The sequence below is a fragment of the Streptomyces griseus genome (assembly GCF_900460065.1).
Lineage (GTDB): Bacteria > Actinomycetota > Actinomycetes > Streptomycetales > Streptomycetaceae > Streptomyces > Streptomyces griseus.
Genome location: NZ_UAVD01000028.1, coordinates 222,302 through 240,250, shown reverse-complemented (window position 1 = coordinate 240,250; position 17,949 = coordinate 222,302). Strand labels below are relative to the sequence as shown.

At 72.6% G+C, this 17,949-nt stretch carries 19 protein-coding genes; 9 read left to right on the top strand and 10 right to left on the bottom strand.

All coding sequences use genetic code 11. From position 1 onward, the window contains the following. The first annotated feature begins 47 nt into the window (after window positions 1-47). The gene (locus tag DTB53_RS18850; protein WP_012379149.1) at window positions 48-1,286 is read left to right on the top strand and encodes an MFS transporter; all 1,239 of its coding nucleotides are present in this window, start codon (window positions 48-50) and stop codon (window positions 1,284-1,286) included. Between the two features lie 13 nt (window positions 1,287-1,299). Here the strand turns inward: DTB53_RS18850 and DTB53_RS18845 are convergent, their stop codons facing one another. Then, on the bottom strand, window positions 1,300-1,884 hold the full coding sequence (locus DTB53_RS18845) for a suppressor of fused domain protein (RefSeq protein WP_003966477.1): 585 nt from the start codon (window positions 1,882-1,884) through the stop codon (window positions 1,300-1,302). A 445-nt stretch (window positions 1,885-2,329) separates the two neighbouring features. Here DTB53_RS18845 and DTB53_RS18840 point away from each other — a divergent pair, with 445 nt between their 5' ends. Both DTB53_RS18840 and DTB53_RS18835 read left to right on the top strand, forming a co-directional pair. After that, window positions 2,330-3,457 carry a magnesium and cobalt transport protein CorA gene (locus DTB53_RS18840; protein WP_003966478.1) on the top strand — a complete coding sequence of 376 codons (1,128 nt, stop codon included), beginning with the start codon at window positions 2,330-2,332 and terminating at the stop codon, window positions 3,455-3,457. A gap of 25 nt (window positions 3,458-3,482) precedes the next feature. Further along, window positions 3,483-4,019 (top strand): hypothetical protein, encoded by a 537-nt coding sequence (locus DTB53_RS18835; RefSeq protein ID WP_003966479.1) that lies wholly within the window; start codon window positions 3,483-3,485, stop codon window positions 4,017-4,019. A 24-nt stretch (window positions 4,020-4,043) separates the two neighbouring features. Here DTB53_RS18835 and DTB53_RS18830 read toward each other — a convergent pair whose 3' ends face one another. Continuing rightward, window positions 4,044-4,814, bottom strand: a complete 771-nt coding sequence (locus DTB53_RS18830; RefSeq protein ID WP_003966480.1) for a hypothetical protein — start codon at window positions 4,812-4,814, stop codon at window positions 4,044-4,046. A gap of 245 nt (window positions 4,815-5,059) precedes the next feature. Between DTB53_RS18830 and DTB53_RS18825 the strand changes: the two genes are divergently transcribed. The 3 genes from DTB53_RS18825 to DTB53_RS18815 are packed head-to-tail and all read left to right on the top strand — an operon-like array spanning window position 5,060 to window position 8,064. Further along, complete coding sequence (locus DTB53_RS18825) at window positions 5,060-6,334, top strand: magnesium transporter MgtE N-terminal domain-containing protein (RefSeq protein WP_003966481.1); 1,275 nt, start codon at window positions 5,060-5,062, stop codon at window positions 6,332-6,334. Continuing rightward, window positions 6,324-6,887, top strand: coding sequence for a DUF1003 domain-containing protein (locus tag DTB53_RS18820; protein ID WP_003966482.1), 564 nt, complete (start codon window positions 6,324-6,326; stop codon window positions 6,885-6,887). Before DTB53_RS18825 ends, DTB53_RS18820 begins: the two co-directional genes overlap by 11 nt. A 43-nt stretch (window positions 6,888-6,930) precedes the next feature. Continuing rightward, on the top strand, window positions 6,931-8,064 hold the full coding sequence (locus tag DTB53_RS18815; RefSeq protein WP_003966483.1) for an Mrp/NBP35 family ATP-binding protein: 1,134 nt from the start codon (window positions 6,931-6,933) through the stop codon (window positions 8,062-8,064). Window positions 8,065-8,212: 148 nt separating this feature from the next. Here DTB53_RS18815 and DTB53_RS18810 read toward each other — a convergent pair whose 3' ends face one another. The 5 genes from DTB53_RS18810 to sigE form a co-directional block, all read right to left on the bottom strand. Then, window positions 8,213-8,872, bottom strand: a complete 660-nt coding sequence (locus tag DTB53_RS18810) for a hypothetical protein (protein WP_003966484.1) — start codon at window positions 8,870-8,872, stop codon at window positions 8,213-8,215. 125 nt (window positions 8,873-8,997) lie between these two features. After that, on the bottom strand, window positions 8,998-9,498 hold the full coding sequence (locus DTB53_RS18805) for a sec-independent translocase (RefSeq protein ID WP_012379150.1): 501 nt from the start codon (window positions 9,496-9,498) through the stop codon (window positions 8,998-9,000). A 119-nt stretch (window positions 9,499-9,617) separates the two neighbouring features. Then, window positions 9,618-11,492 (bottom strand): S1C family serine protease, encoded by a 1,875-nt coding sequence (locus DTB53_RS18800; RefSeq protein WP_012379151.1) that lies wholly within the window; start codon window positions 11,490-11,492, stop codon window positions 9,618-9,620. 89 nt (window positions 11,493-11,581) lie between these two features. Beyond that, window positions 11,582-12,631, bottom strand: coding sequence for an anti-sigma factor family protein (locus DTB53_RS18795; protein ID WP_012379152.1), 1,050 nt, complete (start codon window positions 12,629-12,631; stop codon window positions 11,582-11,584). Then, window positions 12,628-13,317, bottom strand: coding sequence for an RNA polymerase sigma factor SigE (gene sigE, locus DTB53_RS18790; RefSeq protein WP_003966488.1), 690 nt, complete (start codon window positions 13,315-13,317; stop codon window positions 12,628-12,630). The genes DTB53_RS18795 and sigE overlap by 4 nt, the downstream gene beginning before the upstream one ends. 249 nt (window positions 13,318-13,566) lie before the next feature. On the opposite strand from sigE, the gene DTB53_RS18785 reads away from it, so the two are divergent. Next, complete coding sequence (locus DTB53_RS18785) at window positions 13,567-14,232, top strand: O-methyltransferase (protein WP_003966489.1); 666 nt, start codon at window positions 13,567-13,569, stop codon at window positions 14,230-14,232. Window positions 14,233-14,371: 139 nt separating this feature from the next. On the opposite strand, the gene DTB53_RS18780 is transcribed toward DTB53_RS18785, so the two are convergent. Beyond that, window positions 14,372-14,539, bottom strand: coding sequence for a DUF3117 domain-containing protein (locus DTB53_RS18780; RefSeq protein ID WP_003966491.1), 168 nt, complete (start codon window positions 14,537-14,539; stop codon window positions 14,372-14,374). Window positions 14,540-14,854: 315 nt separating this feature from the next. On the opposite strand from DTB53_RS18780, the gene chcB reads away from it, so the two are divergent. Then, window positions 14,855-15,667 (top strand): 2-cyclohexenylcarbonyl CoA isomerase, encoded by an 813-nt coding sequence (gene chcB / locus DTB53_RS18775; protein WP_012379155.1) that lies wholly within the window; start codon window positions 14,855-14,857, stop codon window positions 15,665-15,667. A gap of 7 nt (window positions 15,668-15,674) precedes the next feature. Here the strand turns inward: chcB and DTB53_RS18770 are convergent, their stop codons facing one another. Together DTB53_RS18770 and DTB53_RS18765 are read right to left on the bottom strand one after the other, a co-directional pair. Next, entirely contained in the window at window positions 15,675-16,271 is a 597-nt protein-coding gene (locus DTB53_RS18770) for a DNA-3-methyladenine glycosylase I (protein ID WP_012379156.1), read from the bottom strand. Further along, window positions 16,268-16,732: a hypothetical protein gene (locus DTB53_RS18765; protein ID WP_003966494.1), complete on the bottom strand. Its 465-nt coding sequence runs from the start codon at window positions 16,730-16,732 to the stop codon at window positions 16,268-16,270. The genes DTB53_RS18770 and DTB53_RS18765 overlap by 4 nt, the downstream gene beginning before the upstream one ends. Before the next feature lie 76 nt (window positions 16,733-16,808). On the opposite strand from DTB53_RS18765, the gene folP reads away from it, so the two are divergent. After that, complete coding sequence (folP, locus tag DTB53_RS18760) at window positions 16,809-17,681, top strand: dihydropteroate synthase (protein ID WP_012379157.1); 873 nt, start codon at window positions 16,809-16,811, stop codon at window positions 17,679-17,681. Window positions 17,682-17,949: the final 268 nt, after the last annotated feature.

Here is a 17,949-nt window from a genome sequence, read left to right as displayed (position 1 = left end):
CCGGAGCCGGAGAACTCCGGAGGGGCCGAGGGAGAAGGAGAGAACCCATGCGGGGAGAGGATCCGTTCGACGAAGGGGCCACGGGAGGCGGCATCCTGCGCCAGCCGAAGGCCGTCTGGGCCACGGCCGGCGCCTCGGTGGTCGCCTTCATGGGGATCGGTCTGGTGGACCCGATCCTGCCGTCCATCGCCCGGGGGCTGGACGCCTCGGCGAGTCAGGTGTCGCTGCTGTTCACCTCGTACTTCCTGATCACCGCTTTCGCGATGCTGGTCACCGGCTTCGTCTCCAGCCGCATCGGCGGCCGCAGGACCCTGCTGGCCGGTCTCGCGCTCGTGATCGTCTTCGCCGCGCTCTCCGGCACCTCGTCCTCCGTCGCCGAACTGGTCGGCTTCCGGGCCGGCTGGGGCCTGGGCAACGCCCTCTTCGTCTCGACCGCCCTCGCGGTGATCGTCGGAGCGGCGGCGGGCGGCAGCGCGGCGGCGATCCTGCTCTACGAGTCGGCGCTCGGCCTCGGCATGGCGTGCGGACCGCTGGTCGGCGCGCTGCTCGGGGACGCCAGCTGGCGCTACCCGTTCTTCGGCACCGCGGCGCTGATGGCGATCGGCTTCCTCTGCATCGCCGCGTTCCTCAAGGAGCAGCCGAAGCCCGCCGTCAAGACCTCACTGCTCGACCCCGTGAAGGCGCTGGGCCACGGCGGCCTGGCCTCGGTCGCGGCCTCCGCGTTCTTCTACAACTACGCGTTCTTCACGATCCTGGCCTTCACGCCGTTCGTGCTGGACATGACCCCGTACAAGTCCGGCGCGGTCTTCTTCGCCTGGGGCCTGCTGCTGGCCGTCTTCTCCGTGCTGGTCGCCCCGCGCCTCCAGCGCCGCTTCGGCTCGCTCAAGGTGCTCGGGGGCTCGCTGGTCCTGCTCGCCGCCGACCTGCTGGTCCTCGGGTACGGCAGCCACACCGCGGCGATCGTCGCCACGGTCGTCTCCGGCGCGTTCATCGGCATGAACAACACCGTCTTCACCGAGCTGGCCCTCGGCGTCTCGGACGCGCCGCGCCCGGTGGCGAGCGCCGGATACAACTTCGTCCGCTGGTTCGCGGCCGCCGCCGCCCCCTTCCTCGCCCCGAAGATCGAGGAGTGGACCGACGTCCACGTCCCCTTCGTGGTGGCCGCGCTCGCCGCCCTCGCCGGAGCGGCGGTCGTGGGGGTGCGGCGTACGGCGCTGACCCACGAGGCCGAGGAGCTGGCGCCGGTGCACGCGCGGGAGGACGGCGTGGCGGTCTTCGCCGACTGACCGCCCGGGACGGTCAGTCCAGCGGTACGGACGTGCGCAGCGGGTCGCGCAGGTCCGTACCGTGCGTCAGCCACCGCTCCTGGAGCTCCTGCGCGCCGCGCACCCGCTTCCAGGCGGCCTCGTTGCGCGTCATCGGCAGCAGCGGCAGGAAGCGCACCGGGTCCATCGGCTCGTCCAGCTCCAGGTCCTCCACCAGACCGCCGGACTCCGCGACCAGCACCGAGGTGAACGGCGCCCCGGTCCACAGCGGCTCCCCCAGGTCCAGCGAGGCGCCGGCGGCCACGATCAACCCCTCGACCTGCGGGGACGCGGCCAGCACGGCGAGCGGGCGCAGCACCTGGTCGGTGTCGGCGAGCCCGCCCCGTACGGAGAGGATCAGCTCGGCGCGGGGGCCCTTCACCGGGTCGGCGAGCGGGGAGGTGGGGTCGGCCATCGGCTGACCGGACATGCCGAGCGTCGCGTAGCGCACCACGTCGCCGTCGAGGAAGCGCAGCACCTCGATGCGGTCGGTGCCCAGGAACGTCACATCGGCGCGGGCGTCCGGTTCCCCGAGGGCGGAAACGAGCCGGGCCTCGACCAGAGCGAGAATTTCTGCCATGCCGCGAGCATAGATCGCGTAGGGAATGGGCAAAGTACGGGATTGGGTCTGTGGCGGCTGATAGCCTGGCCGCCGGTCGGGACAGCACGCAGAAGCGTCGCTCTTCTTCGTCCCGACGACACGTCGTCCCCCACGGGGGACCGGCCGGAGGAGGTGGGGACTGCTATGGATCCAAGTCGACCGTGCAGTACCAACCGCTCCTCCGCGCCTCGCATTTCCCGTTGATCCGACGCCTCGTCGGTCGCCCGGTGCCGACATCGCCGTCACCTCCGGACGACTCCTCGACAGCAGTTCGCGCGACGGAAGAGCCCTTCGTTTTTGCCTGTCTGTAGCGAACGCCGTCATCGCGCCCGCGCGGTGCCGCCCGCTTTGCGGACGTGCGCGCACGTCCTCGTTCCGGGCTGTTCCACGCCCTCGCCGACGGCCCTCCGTGAAGGAGCCAGCCATGTCGATGATCCGTGACCTGCGCGCCGCCGTGCGCCCGTCCCTGCGCCCGTCCCTCCGCAAGAACAACGCGCCCTACAGCGCGTACGACACCACCCGCGACCCGTCCGCCTCCAGCGCCGTCGTCGACTGCGCCGTCTACCGCGACGGCCGCAGGCTGGCGACGCCCTCGACCCCGACGCCGCACGAGGCGATGCTCCAGGTGCGGGAGGAGGGCGGCTTCGCGTGGATCGGTCTGCACGAGCCGACGGAGGCCGAATTCGCGGGTATCGCCCGGGAGTTCGGGCTGCACCCGCTGGCCGTCGAGGACGCCGTCCACGCCCACCAGCGGCCCAAGCTGGAGCGGTACGACGACACGCTGTTCACCGTCTTCAAGACCATCCACTACGTGGAGCACGCCGAACTGACCGCGACCAGCGAGGTCGTGGAGACCGGCGAGGTGATGTGCTTCACCGGCCGGGACTTCGTCATCACCGTCCGGCACGGCGGGCAGGGCTCCCTGCGCGCCCTGCGCCACCGGCTCCAGGACGATCCGGAGCTGCTCGCCAAGGGGCCGTCCGCCGTCCTGCACGCCATCGCCGACCATGTGGTCGACGGGTACATCGCGGTGGCCGAGTCGGTGCAGGACGACATCGACGAGGTGGAGATCGACGTCTTCTCCACCCCGGCCAAGGGCAGCCCGCGCGGTTCGGACGCGGGCCGGATCTACCAGCTCAAGCGCGAGGTGCTGGAGTTCAAGCGCGCCGTCTCGCCGCTGCTGCGGCCGATGCAGCTGCTGAGCGAGCGTCCGATGCGGCTGATCGACCCCGACATCCAGAAGTACTTCCGCGATGTCGCCGACCACCTCGCCCGGGTCCAGGAGGAGGTCCTCGGCTTCGACGAGCTGCTGAACTCGATCCTCCAGGCCAATCTGGCGCAGGCGACCGTCACGCAGAACGAGGACATGCGCAAGATCACCTCCTGGGCGGCGATCATCGCCGTGCCGACGATGATCTGCGGTGTCTACGGCATGAACTTCGACCACATGCCCGAGCTCCAGTGGAAGTACGGCTATCCGCTGGTGCTCGGCGTCATCGGGGTGGTCTGTTTCTCCATCCACCGCATCCTCAAGCGCAACGGCTGGCTCTGAGCGCGGTGGGTCTAAGCTCGCGCCCATGACTGACGCCGCCGCACCCGATGCCGCCGCCGATCTGCTGGAGCGGGCCCTCGTCGAGGAGGCCACGAAGAAGTCCGGTCTCGTCTGGGTGCGGGGCGACGGGCCGGCCCGCGCCGTGTGGCACGTCTGGCACGACGGCGCGGCGCTGCTGGTCGGCGGCGGGCCCGGCGAGCAGCCGCTGCCCCAGGGGCTGACCGACGGCGGGCGCGCCGAGGTGACCGTACGGAGCAAGGACAAGGGCGGCCGGATCGTCGCCTGGAGCGCGGCGTGCCGTTTCCTCCCGCCGCGCTCCGAGGAGTGGGAGGCCGCGGTCGCCGAGCTGAAGGGCAAGCGGCTCAACGCGCCGGACGCCGAGTCGATGCCGGAGCGGTGGGCGCGCGAGTGCACCGTGGTGCGGCTGGCGCCGGACACCGTGAGCACCGCGCTGCCGGACACCTCGCTGGCGGCCGTCCCCCTGCCGACCGGGGCCACCACCCGGCGGCCGGCCCCGGCGGCGCTCCCCCGGCTGCTGCTGAAGCGTCGCCGGAAGGGCTGAGCGGCCCCGCGAGGGGGCGTCGGCTCAGCCGGAGGACTTGGGGAGCTGGCCGCCGTAGTCGACGGTGTCGTCCTCCTCGGGCGCCTCCAGCGGGAAGGCCTGCCCCCAGTCGGCCAGGGTGACCGTGCCCCCGCCGCCGCCCCGGGCCACCCGGATCGGATACGGCTGGTCCTCCAGCGAGACGTCGAACGCCCCGCCCGCGCCCTTGCCGCCCAGGATCTGGATCGTGCGCTGCCCGGCGACCGTGTCCCGGCCGCCCTTGCTGACCTCGCCGTTCAGCGCGAGGAGCCCGTCGAGCAGGACCTTCTTGTCGGTGAAGCCGCGCAGCTGGCCGTAGCTGGGGTCGTCCTCGGGGACCTTGACGTACTTGCCGCCCAGCTTGTCGGCAGCCGCCACATCGGTGGCGCCGCCCTCCCCGGCACCGCTGCCCTCGTGGGTCCAGAACTCGGCCGGCGCCTTGAGATAGAGCTCGTCGTCCACCCGCAGCAGGGCGAAGCTCTGCTTCTTGGAGGTCACGGAGCCCATGCCGCCCTCCGCGTTGAGCTTCATCTCCAGCCGGTAGGTGCCGCCCTTGCTGACGAGCGTGCCCGACAGGCGTACGGCGCTCGCCGCCTCGGCCGCCGCTCTGGCCTTCGCGTCGATCTCGGTGGCGGAGAGTTTGGCGACGCCGTTGGTCCCCTTGTCCGGGTCCTCCTCCGTGCCGCAGGCGGCCAGGGCCGCGGTGAGCCCTCCGCACAGCACGAGAGCGAGGGCGGTCCGGCGATGGTTCCGCACGGCCGGGGCGAAAGAGGTCACGGGCGCACTGCCTCTCAACGGCGATCGGGGGTGGCAGACGGCAGCGTACCCGGGAGGCGCCTGCTCCCCGGCAGCCAGCCGTACGGACCGGTCCGCCGGGGCACGGCGCGGCGGTACGGGCTAGCCTGATCCCGGCGCACCGGCGGATTCGCCGGCCGGCGGCGCCGGTCCGGGGCGGTCGGGGCGCGGACGGTCACGGGACACGTGACGGCACAGTGGACACGGACGGACGAAGGAGGCCGAGGATGGCGGCGGTCACCCCCAGGGTCTTCGTATCGCACCTGTCCGGCGTCCCCGTGTTCGACCCGAACGGGGACCAGGTCGGCCGGGTGCGTGATCTGGTGGCGATGCTGCGGGTCGGCGGGCGCCCTCCGCGCATCCTGGGACTGGTCGTCGAGGTGATCAGCCGGCGGCGGATCTTCCTCCCGATGACCCGGGTGACGGGCGTCGAGTCCGGCCAGGTCATCACCACCGGCGTCGTCAACATGCGGCGCTTCGAACAGCGGCCCACCGAACGTCTCGTCCTCGGCGAATTCCTGGACCGAAGGGTCCGGCTGGTCGAGAACGACGAGGAGGTCACCGTCCTGGACGTGGCCATCCAGCAGCTGCCGGCCCGCCGCGACTGGGAGATCGACAAGTACTTCGTCCGCAAGGGGCGCGGCGGGGCGCTGCGCCGCAAGGGCGAGACCCTGACGGTGGAGTGGTCGGCGGTCAGCGGGTTCTCGCTGGACGAGCACGGCCAGGGTGCGGAGAGTCTGGTCGCCACGTTCGAGCGGCTGCGGCCCACCGACGTGGCGAACGCCCTGCACCACCTCTCGCCCAAGCGCCGGGCGGAGGTCGCCGCCGCCCTGGACGACGACCGGCTCGCCGACGTCCTGGAGGAGTTGCCCGAGGACGACCAGGTGGAGATCATCGGCAAGCTCGCGGAGGAGCGGGCCGCCGACGTCCTGGAGGCGATGGACCCCGACGACGCGGCCGACCTGCTCTCCGAACTGCCGGAGGAGGACAAGGAGCGGCTGCTGGCGCTGATGCGGCCGGACGACGCCGCCGACGTCCGCCGGCTGATGTCGTACGAGGAGCGGACGGCGGGCGGTCTGATGACGACCGAGCCGATCGTGCTGCTGCCCGACGCGACGGTGGCCGACGCGCTGGCCCGGGTGCGGCAGGCGGACCTGTCCCCGGCGCTCGCCGCGCAGGTGTACGTGTGCCGCTCCCCCGACGACACCCCGACCGGGAAGTACCTGGGCACGGTCCACTTCCAGCGGCTGCTGCGCGACCCGCCGTTCACCCTGGTCAGCTCGATCGTCGACAGCGACCTGGTGCCTCTGTCGCCGGACACCCCGCTGCCGACGGTCACCAGCTATCTCGCCGCGTACAACATGGTCTCGGTGCCCGTCGTGGACGAGACCGGTTCGCTGCTCGGCGCGGTGACCGTGGACGACGTCCTGGACCACCTGCTGCCGGACGACTGGCGCGAGACGGATCTGCACGGGGAGGAGGGGATCGGCCATGGCGGGTGACGAGCGGGCGAAGGCGGCGTCGTCGACCGGCGCCTCGGGCCTGGTGCGGCCCCCGCGCACGAGGCTGGACCAGCCGAAGGACCCGCGCCGGCGGCTGCTGCCGGAGTACGACCCGGAGGCGTTCGGCCGGTTCTCGGAGCGGATCGCGCGGTTCCTGGGCACCGGGCGGTTCATCGTCTGGATGACGCTGATCATCATCGTCTGGGTGCTGTGGAACATCTTCGCGCCGAAGGACCTGCGCTTCGACCAGTACCCGTTCATCTTCCTGACGCTGATGCTGTCGCTCCAGGCCTCCTACGCCGCTCCGCTGATCCTCCTCGCGCAGAACCGGCAGGACGACCGCGACCGGGTCACGCACGAGCAGGACCGCAAGCAGAACGAGCGCTCCATCGCCGACACCGAGTACCTGACGCGGGAGATCGCCGCCCTGCGCATGGGCCTGGGCGAGGTCGCCACCCGGGACTGGATCCGCTCGGAACTCCAGGACATGGTGAGGGACCTGGAGGAGCGGCAGGTGCGCTTCCCGTCCGAGAGTGACGAAGGCGACCGCTGAAGGGCTACCCGCCCGTAGCGCCGTGCGCCGTAACATCGTCTGTATGGCTACGGAAGACGCGGTGCTTGAGGCACTGTCGACAGTGAACGACCCGGAGATCCACCGCCCGATCACCGAGCTGGGCATGGTGAAATCGGTCGAGATCGATCCTGACGGTGTAGTGGCTGTCACGGTGTATCTCACGGTCTCCGGCTGTCCGATGCGCGACACGATCACCCGGAACGTGACCGAGGCGGTCGCCCGGGTCGAGGGGGTCTCGCGGGTCGAGGTGACCCTCGACGTCATGAGCGACGAGCAGCGCAAGGACCTGGCGAGCTCGCTGCGCGGCGGCACCGCCGAGCGGGAGGTGCCCTTCGCCCAGCCCGGCTCCCTGACCCGGGTGTACGCGGTCGCCTCGGGCAAGGGCGGTGTCGGCAAGTCCTCGGTGACGGTGAACCTCGCCGCGGCGATGGCGGCCGACGGTCTGAAGGTCGGCGTGGTGGACGCGGACATCTACGGGCACAGCGTGCCCCGGATGCTCGGTGCGGACGGCAAGCCCACCCAGGTCGAGAACATGATCATGCCGCCGTCCGCGCACGGCGTGAAGGTCATCTCCATCGGCATGTTCACCCCGGGCAACGCCCCCGTGGTCTGGCGCGGCCCGATGCTGCACCGGGCGCTCCAGCAGTTCCTCGCCGATGTGTACTGGGGTGACCTGGACGTCCTGCTGCTGGACCTGCCGCCGGGCACCGGCGACATCGCGATCTCGGTCGCGCAGCTGGTGCCGGGCGCGGAGATCCTGGTCGTCACGACCCCGCAGCAGGCGGCGGCCGAGGTGGCCGAGCGGGCCGGCTCGATCGCCGTGCAGACCCACCAGAAGATCGTCGGCGTGGTGGAGAACATGTCGGGCATGCCGTGCCCGCACTGCGACGAGATGGTCGACGTGTTCGGCTCGGGCGGCGGCGCACGGGTCGCCGAGGGGCTGACCCGTACGGTCGGCGCCGAGGTGCCGGTGCTCGGCTCGATCCCGATCGACGTACGGCTGCGCGAGGGCGGCGACGAGGGCAAGCCGGTCGTCCTGTCCGACCCCGACTCCCCGGCCGGCAGCGCGCTGCGCTCGATCGCGGGGAAGCTGGGCGGCCGTCAGCGCGGCCTGTCGGGCATGTCGCTGGGGATCACCCCGCGCAACAAGTTCTGACGCGCCCCCGGGGGCGGCACAGGGCGGGCCGGTGGTCATCCGGCCCGCCCTGTCGCGTCGCCGCGCGTACGTCCTGCCCTGTCGCGTCGCGCGTACGTCCTGCCGAGTCGCTCAGCCGCTCGTGCGGCCCGCCCGGTCGTGGCGTCGGCTACGCGTAGGTCCCGATGTCCTTGATGGCCGCGAAGCCGAGGCCGTAGGCGCTCATCCCCCGCCCGTACGCCCCGATGTGCACGCCCTCGTGGGCGGACCCGGCCAGCACCCAGCCGAACTCGGACTCGCGGTAGTGGAACTCCACCGGCACCCCGTCCACCGGGAGGGAGAGCGTCGACCAGGGCGCTCCGCCGAGGTCGTCGGCGAGGGTGAACGCCGTCTCGGTCTGCTGGTCCAGCCAGTCGTCGCGCAGGGTGTGGTCCATCTGCGGCGGCCAGGTGTACGCCAGCAGGCCGGAGCCCGCGAGCCAGGCCGCCGAGGACACCGTGGTGGCGTCCAGCACGCCCGTGCCGTCACCGCTGCGTCTCACCGGACTCGCGGCGACGGTGATCACCGCCGCGAACCGCTCCTTGTCGGCGGAGCCGTCCGACTTCACCGACGGCTCGTCGCCGTGCCCCGTCGCACCGTGCTGCACGGTGCCGTCCGCCGCGGTGGCCACCTGCATCAGCCAGCGCGGGCCGGTGAAGGCCTCGTCCAGCCCGTACCAGGGGAAGGTCGCTTCCCGGTAGCCGTCGACGGCACGCCGCGTCGCCGGCCCCTCCTCCGCCGTGGCCGTGCCCGGGACACCGTCCGTATCAATCCGACTCGTCGTCTCCATCTGCGCGGCCGCCTCCTCGATCAGTCAGGATCCGGAGCGGCCCGCCCCCCGCGGGCTTGGGCATCCTCGCAACCGGACAGATGGAGAATAGCCATACCGTCCGGACGAGCCGGGATTGACCGGGGTCAGGTGGCGTCTGCGTCGAACGGCGGGCGCTCGGGCTGTGCCTGCTGCGGGGCCTTCTTCAGCAGGTCAGGGGTGGTTTCGCCGGTCTTGGTGAGGCTGGTCGTCACCCCGTCGGCCGCAGCGCCCGCCGAGCCGTTCACCGCACTGTTGGCGGTATCGGACGCGGCCGGGGTGCGCCCGTTGACCGCGTCGGTGACGTCGGAGATCTCCTTGCGCAGGTCGAAGCTCTCGCGGATCTCCTTCAGCCCCAGGTCGTCGTTGCCGTCCATCAACTGCTTCCGGACGAACGTCTTGGGGTTGAGGTCCTCGAACTCGAAGTCCTTGAACTGCGGGCCGAGCTCCGAGCGGATGTCTTCCTTGGCGCTGTCCGAGAACTCGCGGATCTTACGGATGGTGCGCGTGACGTCCTGGATCAGCTTGGGCAGCTTGTCCGGGCCGAAGACCAGCACGGCCAGCACCCCGAGCGTCAACAGCTCCAGTGCGCCAATGTCATTGAACACCTTGTTGCTCCTCGTGTTCTCCGCGTGTTCTCCGTGCGATCGCGGCCCGGGTCTTCCAGCCGCCCGGACCGCTCAAAGGTACCTGTCGAAGGTGTCCGGGCGGTACCTCGCGGTGGACGTCACGTGCCGCTCGCCGAGCCGAGCGTCAGGGTCACCGTCCGCTCCTCGCCGCCGCGGGTCAGCTTCAGGTCGAGCTCGTCGCCGGGGCGGTGGGCCCGGATCTTCACGATCAGCTCCTCGCCGCTGTGCACCCGCTGCCCCTTGACATGGGTGATGACGTCGCCGGACCGGATGCCCGCCTCGGCCGCCGGGCCGTCCTTCGCGACGGCGGGCGCACCGTCGGCGCCCTCCGTGCCGACCTTGGCCCCGTCGCCGGTGTACTTCATGTCCAGCGTGACGCCGATGACCGGGTGAGTGGCCTTTCCGGTGCTGATCAGCTCCTCGGCGACGCGCTTGCCCTGGTTGATGGGTATCGCGAAGCCGAGGCCGATGGAGCCGGACTGGCCGCCCGCCTCGGGGCCCTTGCCGCTGTCGGCCGCGCGGATGGCGCTGTTGATGCCGATGACGTGGGCCCGGGTGTCGACCAGCGGCCCGCCGGAGTTGCCGGGGTTGATCGGGGCGTCGGTCTGGAGGGCGTCGACGTAGCTGATGTCGCTGCCGTCGCCCTTCTCGCCGCCCGCGGTGATCGGCCGCTGCTTGGCGCTGATGATGCCCGAGGTCACCGTGTTGGAGAGGTCGAAGGGGGCGCCGATGGCCACCACCGGATCGCCGACCTGGACGTTGTCGGAGTTGCCGAGCGGCAGGGGCTTGAGCCCGGAGACCCCGCGGACCCGGACGACCGCGAGGTCGTAGCCGCTGTCCTTGCCGACGAGCTCGGCGGAGGCCGTCTCGCCGCTGCTGAACGTCACGGTGATGTCCCCGCTGGAGCCGGCCGGGGCGACGACGTGGTTGTTGGTGAGGATGTGGCCCTGCCCGTCGAGGACGAAGCCGGTGCCCGTGCCCGATTCGGAGGTCCCGCTGACATGCAGGGTGACCACGCTGGGCAGGGCGCTGGCGGCGATGCCGGCGACGCTCTCGGGGGCCCGGTCACCGTTGTCGCGGCCCGCCTGCGGCAGCTCGACGGTGGTCAGGCCGCCGTTGCGCTCGACGTACGCGCCGACGCCTCCGCCGATACCGCCGGCGACCAGGGTCAGCAGGAGCACTCCCATGAACGCCCCGCCCCGGCGCTTCTTCCCGCGGCCGGGTTCGGTGCCCCCGAGGGGTCCCGGCCGGGTCAGCGGCTGGCCCGGCGCGCCCCACGGGTCGTACTGGAGCCATTGGGTGTGCTGCTGCGGGTGCTGCCCCTGGTGCTCGGGGGCTCCCTGGGGCGTCCCGGGGGCTCCGTGCGGCGGCTGCGGTACGTGGGCGGCGTGGGCGGTGAAGCCGTCGGCGGGCTGGGCCTGCGGGGCCGGGAAGCCGTCGGCGGGCGCGGGGTGCGGGGCCGGGGCTCCGGCGCCGTTCGTCGCGGCGTACTGCGGGGCCGGTGCTCCGGCCCCCGGCGGTACGGCCGTGCCGTGGGCCGGGGTGGGGTGCTGCACCGGCGGGGCGGGCGCCCAGGGGCCGGGGCCGCCGTAGGGCGGGGTGCTGTACTCGTCGGGCTCGTGGAGCGGGGCTCCGGCGGGGCGGGGGCGCGGAACCTCCTGGCCTCCGTGGACCGCCGGGCTGCCGGCGGCGTCGGAGGGCGGAGCCGACGGCGGGCCGGCCGGGGCCGGGGCCGGCGCGGCGTCCGGGGCAGGATCGGTGGCCGGGACGGGGGCCGTGCCGTCCGGGGGCGAGGTCGCCGTGGCGTCCGCGGCGGGGGTCGAAGAGGTGGCCGGGGCCGTCGGCCCACGGTCCTCGGGCGGTGCGGCGTCCGACGGGGCCGGCCCGCTGTCCGGCGCCGTGCGGTCGGCACGCCCCGCCGTGGGGCGGCTCCACCACTTCGCCTGCGGCCCGGTGGGCTTCCCGTCGTCCATGCTCTCCCCGCAACTGGCCTCTGTACGCCCCACCGAGGCGTCCTTCACCGGAATTCAACCAGGTTTGCGAATCCCCGCGCAGGGTCCGGTCAGGGCCGGGGCGAAAGAGGGCTCGCCAGATCGTTGGCGGGGGCCCCCGGGGGAGTCGGGGAGGGGACCGCCTTGGGCGCCGCACCACTGCCGAGCGCCGCCGCCAGCAGCGGGGTGCCGGAGACCGCCGGGCGTATCAGCGGCGACACGGACACGTTCAGCACGGGGAGGGTGAAGGGGTGGCCGCCCGACGCGTGGACGCCGAACAGCGGCGGGGCGGTCGGCGGCCCCTGCCGGTTCACCGGAGGGGTGACGGCCGGCACGACCGGTGTCGCACCGGTGAGGGTCGAGGGCACCCGGTTCGTCCCGGCGGTGGTCGTGCCGGCGGCGGGCCGCTCGGCCGCGCGGCCGTCGCCGGCCACCGCGAGGGCGCCGCCGCCGCGGCGGCTGACCGCCTTCGCCCCGTTCTCGGCGCGGGTCGCGGCGTCGAGCGGGGTGGCGTTGTTCCCGGCGCCCTCGGCGCGCAGGGAGGTCTCGGGGCCGGAGTCCAGCGGCAGCGTGCCGCCCAGCGCGATGGCCGCGAGGGAGACGGCGCTGGCCGCGGCGAACGCGAAGCGCCGGCCGCGCCAGGGCGAGCGGTCCGCGTCGCGGGCCACGTCGTGTATGCGGAAGACCGAACCGGAAGCGGGGCCGCCGGACAGCACGGCGGTGGAGCCGTGGGCGGCGGGGAGGTATCCGAAGCCGTCCAGGGGGGAGGGCGCGGTGTCGGCGCGGGTGCTGCCGCCGGAGGGCCGCAGCCCGGGGAAGATCTCGTCGGCGAAGGGCCCCCGGCCGCCGAACGGTCCGCCGGAGCCGGTGTCGTCGCCGCCAGGACCCCCGGGAAGGCCCTGGAGCCGGGCCAGGAACCCCTCGGAGGGCGAGGGTGAGGCCGACATGGCGAAGGCGCTCTTGAGGCGGCGCTGGGCGTCGGCCTCGGCCTTGCACTTGGCACAGGTCGCCAGGTGGGCCAGGACCCGCTCACGGGCGTCGTGTTTCAGCTCGCCGTCGACCAGCGCGGCGAGTCGGTCCCCCAGATGCGCTTCCGCGGGGGTGGGTCCTGTGCCGCTCACGCCGTTCCGCCCTCCCCCGCCAGGACCGCGTCCGCCAGGGAGCGCTGCTCGGCGCGGGCCTCGGGCGAACGGTGCTTGAGCGCCTTGCGCAGGTGCGAGCGCCCGCGGTGGATACGGCTGCGGACGGTGCCGAGCTTCACCCCGAGGGTGGCGGCGATCTCCTCGTAGCTGAGGCCCTCGATGTCGCAGAGGACCACGGCCGCACGGAATTCGGGCGCGAGGGTGTCCAGCGCCTGCTGCACGTCGGCGTCGAAGTGGGTGTCGTTGAAGACCTGCTGCGGGGACGGCTCGCGGCTGGGCAGGCGCTCGGCCGCGTCGTCGCCGAGCGAGTCGAAGCGGATGCGCTGCTTGCGCCGGACCATGTCCAGGAAGAGATTGGTCGTGATGCGGTGCAGCCAGCCCTCGAAGGTGCCGGGTGTGTACGTCGACAGCGAGCGGAACACCCGGACGAAGACCTCCTGGGTGAGGTCCTCGGCGTCGTGCTGGTTTCCCGTCAGCCGGTAGGCGAGGCGGTACACACGACCGCTGTGCGTGCTGACGATCTCTTCCCATGAGGGCGGGGTCCACGCCTGAGAATCCGCATCGGAGGCGAAGGTCGCGGTTGGTGCGGAGTCTTCGGAAGAACGGTCAGCAATGTTGGTCACGGATTTCGGCTCACCGGCCGACCTGAGGAGACGCCGCAGCATCCCTCCCCGGTCCACAGGCGCAGCCGCACCTCCCCTATCGGCTCTGGTGGTGTCCAGTGGAGCCCCTACCATAGCCACCTCGCCCGTTAGCTCCGGATAAGCCTTTTCCCTGCTGGGGCCGGGCGTCGTCCCGGATGATCCCGCAGCTCGCCGGCCCGATCCGCGGGCCCGGTCACTGCGCTTTCCCCACTGCTTGCACAACGCCCGGTCCCATCTGCGGGTTCCCGGGTCCAGCGGATACAGTCACCGTTGCGCCAACTACGGGGACAGGAGAGGGTCATTACCGCCAACCGGCAGACGAGCTGGGCGTTCGCCGACGCCTTTGTCGCCGAGGACGAAGCACTGCACGGGGCCCGGGAGCGGGCCCGCGAGCTGGGGCTTCGCTCGGTGTCACCGGGCACCGGCGCTGCGCTGCGCCTGCTGGCAGCCGCAGCGGACGCCAAAGCGGTGGCGGAGATCGGCACGGGCACCGGCGTGTCCGGCATCTATCTCCTGCACGGAATGCGGCCGGACGGGGTCCTGACCACGGTGGACCCCGAGCCGGAGCGTCAGCAGTTCGCCCGGGCGGCGTTCCGCGAGGCGGGCTTCGCCACCAACCGGGCCCGGTTCATCCCCGGCCGCGCCCTGGACGTCCTGCCCCGGCTCGCGGACGGCGGTTACGACCTCGTCTTCTGCGACGGCGACCGGCTGGAGAGTCTCGATGTGCTCGCTGAATCGTTGCGCCTGCTGCGGCCCGGCGGGCTGGTCTGTTTCGAGGGCGTCTTCGCCGACGGCCGCACGGTCGACTCCGCGGCCCAGCCGGCCGAGGTGCTGCGGCTGCGGGACCTGCTGCGGGCGGTGCGCGAGAGCCAGGAGCTGATGTCGACCCTGTTGCCGGTCGGCGACGGCCTGCTCTGCGCGGTCCGGCGCGGCTGACCGCGCAGAACCCGTGGTCGGCGCGGACGGAACGTCGGGGCGGCGCGTGGATCCCCAGCGATGCGGACCGAGGCAGGACGCACCACTGCCCGGCACGGAGTCCGTGCCGGGCAGTGGTGAAGGTGATGGGCGTTCCGCGTCAGCCGACGACCTTCTTCAGCGCGTCGCCGAGGGCATCGGCCTCGTCCGGAGTCAGCTCGACAACAAGCCGACCGCCGCCTTCGAGCGGAACGCGCATGACGATGCCCCGCCCCTCCTTTGTCACCTCGAGCGGGCCGTCGCCCGTCCGCGGCTTCATGGCCGCCATGCTCGTTCCCCTTCCTGAAACCAGCTCATCGCAACCGGCGGCCCCATGACAGGCGCTGCCTCACCGGCATCGAACACATTGCTTCTTCGCCATTATCCCGCATCAATGACCCCGATGACCAACATCGGTCTGCATCGCTTGCGCAACGCGCTCTCGCAAAACCACCCAATTCGGCGATCCGGCTGCGATACTGCGCCGCCCCGGACCCCCAGGTGAGAGCCAATTGTTAGACGCAGGTCACATATCTGCCCAGCTCCCGATCGGCCATGCTTGCCTGCAGTGGCAACGATGCCCGAGCAGCGAGGGGATACCGGAATGGCCGACGAGCCGGCGAACACCGTCCTGTACGACGTGAGCGAGGGTCTCGCGACGATCACGATCAACCGACCCGGCGCGATGAACGCCATGAACACGGCGGCGAAGGTCGCGCTGCGGGACGCGCTGCTGGCGGCGTCGGCGGACGCGGGGGTCCGGGCGGTGCTCCTCACGGCCACCGGGCGCGCCTTCTGCGTCGGCCAGGACCTCAAGGAGCACGTCGCCACGCTCACGGCCACCCGCGAGGCGGGCGGCGGGAACGCGCTGAGCACGGTGCGGGAGCACTACAACCCGATCGTGCGGGCGATCACCGGGATGGCGAAGCCGGTCGTCGCCGGGGTGAACGGCGTCGCGGCCGGGGCCGGGTTCGGATTCGCGCTCGCGGCCGACTACCGGATGGTCGCCGACACCGCCTCGTTCAACACCTCGTTCGCGGGCGTCGCACTCACGGCGGACTCGGGCGTGTCCTGGACGCTGCCCCGGCTGATCGGGCAGAGCCGCGCCGCCGATCTGCTGTTCTTCCCCCGGTCGATCTCCGCGCAGGACGCGCTGGAGCTGGGGATCGTCAACCGGATCGTCCCCGCGGCCGAGCTGGCCGAGCAGGCGGCGGCGGTGGCCCGGACCCTGGCAGAGGGCCCCACCGTGGCCTACGCGGCGCTGAAGGAGTCGATGGCGTACGGCGCCGGGCACACGCTCGCCGAGACGCTGGAGAAGGAGGACGAACTCCAGACCCGGGCGGGCGCGTCGCAGGACCACACCATCGCGGTGGAGGCGTTCCTGGCCAAGGAGAAGCCGGTCTACCTCGGGAAGTAGCCGGCGCTCAGCGCGGTGCTCCCCCGCCGCCGCGCGCCACGCAGTCCGCGAGGTGGTCGTCGACCAGTCCGCAGGCCTGCATCAGGGCGTAGGCGGTGGTGGGGCCGACGAAGCGGATCGAGCGCTTCTTCAGCGCCTTGGCGAGCGCGGTGGACTCCGGTGTGACGGCCGGGACGTCCGACAGCGTGCGCGGGGCGGGCCGGCCGGCCGGGTCGGGGGCGTGGGACCAGATCAGCTCGTCCAGCTCCCCCTCCGACCAGTCGGCTAGCACCTTGGCGTTGGCGAGGGTGGCGTCGACCTTGGCCTTGTTGCGGATGATCCCCGGGTCGGCCAGGAGCCGCTCGCGGTCGGCGTCGGTGAACTTCGCGACCGCCTCGATCCGGAATCCCTCGAACGCGGTACGGAAGGTCTCGCGGCGGCGCAGGATCGTGATCCAGGAGAGCCCGGACTGGAAGGCCTCCAGACAGAGCCGTTCGAACAGCGCGTCGTCCCCGTGGACCGCCCGGCCCCACTCGGTGTCGTGGTAGGCGAGGTAGTCCTCGGCGGACAGGCCCCACGGGCAGCGCAGCCCGCCGTCGGGGGCGGCCACGGCAGCGCCGCTCATCGCCCGTCCTCCTCGGCACGGTCCTGGGCGCCTTCCTGGCCGGCCCGCTCGGCGGGACGGTCGCCCGGCCGGTCGCCGGGCTGCTTGAACAGGTCGGTGCCGGTGGTCACCGCGGCGGCCTGCACGCCGGCCAGGGCGGATTCCAGCTCGGCGATCCGGGCGTCGCGCTCGGCCAGTTCGGCGCCGAGCCGGGACAGTGCCTCGTCGACGTCCGCCATCCGGTAGCCGCGGGCGGCCATCGGCAGACGCAGCGCCTCGATGTCGGCCCGGCCGACCGGGCGGGTCGCGGGCAGCGGATCGGTGAACCGGTCGGGCGGAACGTCCTGGAGCACGGCGCTCCCGCCGCCTCCGACCACCGCGAGGGTGACCGCGGTGACGACCACGACCATCGTGAGCAGCAAGAACCAGAACACGCGCATCTCCCCGGGGGCGGAAACCTCGTCCGGCTCCGATCGTGCCATGCGGCACCGACAGGTCGGGGCCGACCCGGTGAAGGCCTTAGGGTCGCAGGCGGGCTATCTGAGGAGGAGAGACGGGATGCGCAGCGGTGCACTCAGGCTGGGGCGGCGGGAATTCGGTCCGCACGAGCCGGTGATCATGGCGATCGTGAACCGGACCCCGGACTCCTTCTACGACCAGGGCGCCACGTTCCGGGACGAGCCGGCGCTCGCCCGGGTCGAGCAGGCGGTGGCCGAGGGCGCGGCGATCATCGACATCGGCGGGGTGAAGGCGGGCCCCGGCGAGGAGGTCACCGCCGAGGAGGAGGCGCGCCGCACGGTCGGGTTCGTCGCCGAGGTCCGCCGCCGCCACCCGTCCGTGGTGATCAGCGTGGACACCTGGCGGCACGACGTGGGCGAGGCGGTCTGCGAGGCCGGGGCGGACCTGCTGAACGACGCGTGGGGCGGGGTGGACCCGAAGCTGGCGGAGGTCGCCGCGCGGTACGGGGCGGGGCTCGTGTGCACGCACGCGGGCGGCGCGGAGCCGCGGACGCGCCCGCACCGGATCGCGTACGAGGACGTCATGGCGGACATCCTGCGGGTGACGGTGGGGCTGGCCGAGCGGGCGGTGGAGCTCGGGGTGCGGCCGGACGGGATCATGATCGACCCGGGTCATGACTTCGGGAAGAACACCCGGCACTCGCTGGAGGCGACGCGTCGGCTCGAGGAGATGGCGGATACGGGGTGGCCGGTGCTGGTGTCCCTGTCCAACAAGGACTTCGTCGGGGAGACGCTGGACCGGCCGGTGAAGGAGCGGGTCATCGGGACGCTGGCCACGACGGCGGTGTCGGCGTGGCTGGGGGCGCGGGTGTACCGGGTGCACGAGGTGGCGGAGACGCGGCAGGTCCTGGACATGGTGGCGTCGATCGCGGGGCATCGGCCGCCGGCGGTCGCGCGGCGGGGGCTGGCGTAGTCCCTGCCGCCCGCCCCGGCGCGCGGGGCCCGGGGCGCTGCCCCCGGACCCCGCTCCTAGGGCCTGGCGTCACACTGCCGTGGTCGCCCGAAGGGCGGCAGTTTGGACGACAGGACCTGGGCGCCGGAGTGCCCTCGTAGCGGAGCTACAGGGCATTTCGGCAACGCCGCGAGCGTGCGTGCCAGGCATCGACCGCCGGGCAGGCCGGGTTCGACCGGGCGGGCCCGGTGTCGCCCGACGGACCCGACGTCGCCGGGCGGGCTCGATC

Excerpts from the sequence above, each read along its gene's own strand:
- DTB53_RS18850 (WP_012379149.1), top strand. The coding sequence starts at position 48 with ATGCGGGGAGAGGATCCGTTCGACGAAGGGGCCACGGGAGGCGGCATC.
- DTB53_RS18845 (WP_003966477.1), bottom strand. The coding sequence starts at position 1,884 with ATGGCAGAAATTCTCGCTCTGGTCGAGGCCCGGCTCGTTTCCGCCCTC.
- DTB53_RS18840 (WP_003966478.1), top strand. The coding sequence starts at position 2,330 with ATGTCGATGATCCGTGACCTGCGCGCCGCCGTGCGCCCGTCCCTGCGC.
- DTB53_RS18835 (WP_003966479.1), top strand. The coding sequence starts at position 3,483 with ATGACTGACGCCGCCGCACCCGATGCCGCCGCCGATCTGCTGGAGCGG.
- DTB53_RS18825 (WP_003966481.1), top strand. The coding sequence starts at position 5,060 with ATGGCGGCGGTCACCCCCAGGGTCTTCGTATCGCACCTGTCCGGCGTC.
- DTB53_RS18820 (WP_003966482.1), top strand. The coding sequence starts at position 6,324 with ATGGCGGGTGACGAGCGGGCGAAGGCGGCGTCGTCGACCGGCGCCTCG.
- DTB53_RS18815 (WP_003966483.1), top strand. The coding sequence starts at position 6,931 with ATGGCTACGGAAGACGCGGTGCTTGAGGCACTGTCGACAGTGAACGAC.
- DTB53_RS18810 (WP_003966484.1), bottom strand. The coding sequence starts at position 8,872 with ATGGAGACGACGAGTCGGATTGATACGGACGGTGTCCCGGGCACGGCC.
- DTB53_RS18800 (WP_012379151.1), bottom strand. The coding sequence starts at position 11,492 with ATGGACGACGGGAAGCCCACCGGGCCGCAGGCGAAGTGGTGGAGCCGC.
- sigE (WP_003966488.1), bottom strand. The coding sequence starts at position 13,317 with ATGCTGCGGCGTCTCCTCAGGTCGGCCGGTGAGCCGAAATCCGTGACC.
- DTB53_RS18780 (WP_003966491.1), bottom strand. The coding sequence starts at position 14,539 with ATGGCGGCCATGAAGCCGCGGACGGGCGACGGCCCGCTCGAGGTGACA.
- chcB (WP_012379155.1), top strand. The coding sequence starts at position 14,855 with ATGGCCGACGAGCCGGCGAACACCGTCCTGTACGACGTGAGCGAGGGT.
- DTB53_RS18770 (WP_012379156.1), bottom strand. The coding sequence starts at position 16,271 with ATGAGCGGCGCTGCCGTGGCCGCCCCCGACGGCGGGCTGCGCTGCCCG.
- DTB53_RS18765 (WP_003966494.1), bottom strand. The coding sequence starts at position 16,732 with ATGGCACGATCGGAGCCGGACGAGGTTTCCGCCCCCGGGGAGATGCGC.
- folP (WP_012379157.1), top strand. The coding sequence starts at position 16,809 with ATGCGCAGCGGTGCACTCAGGCTGGGGCGGCGGGAATTCGGTCCGCAC.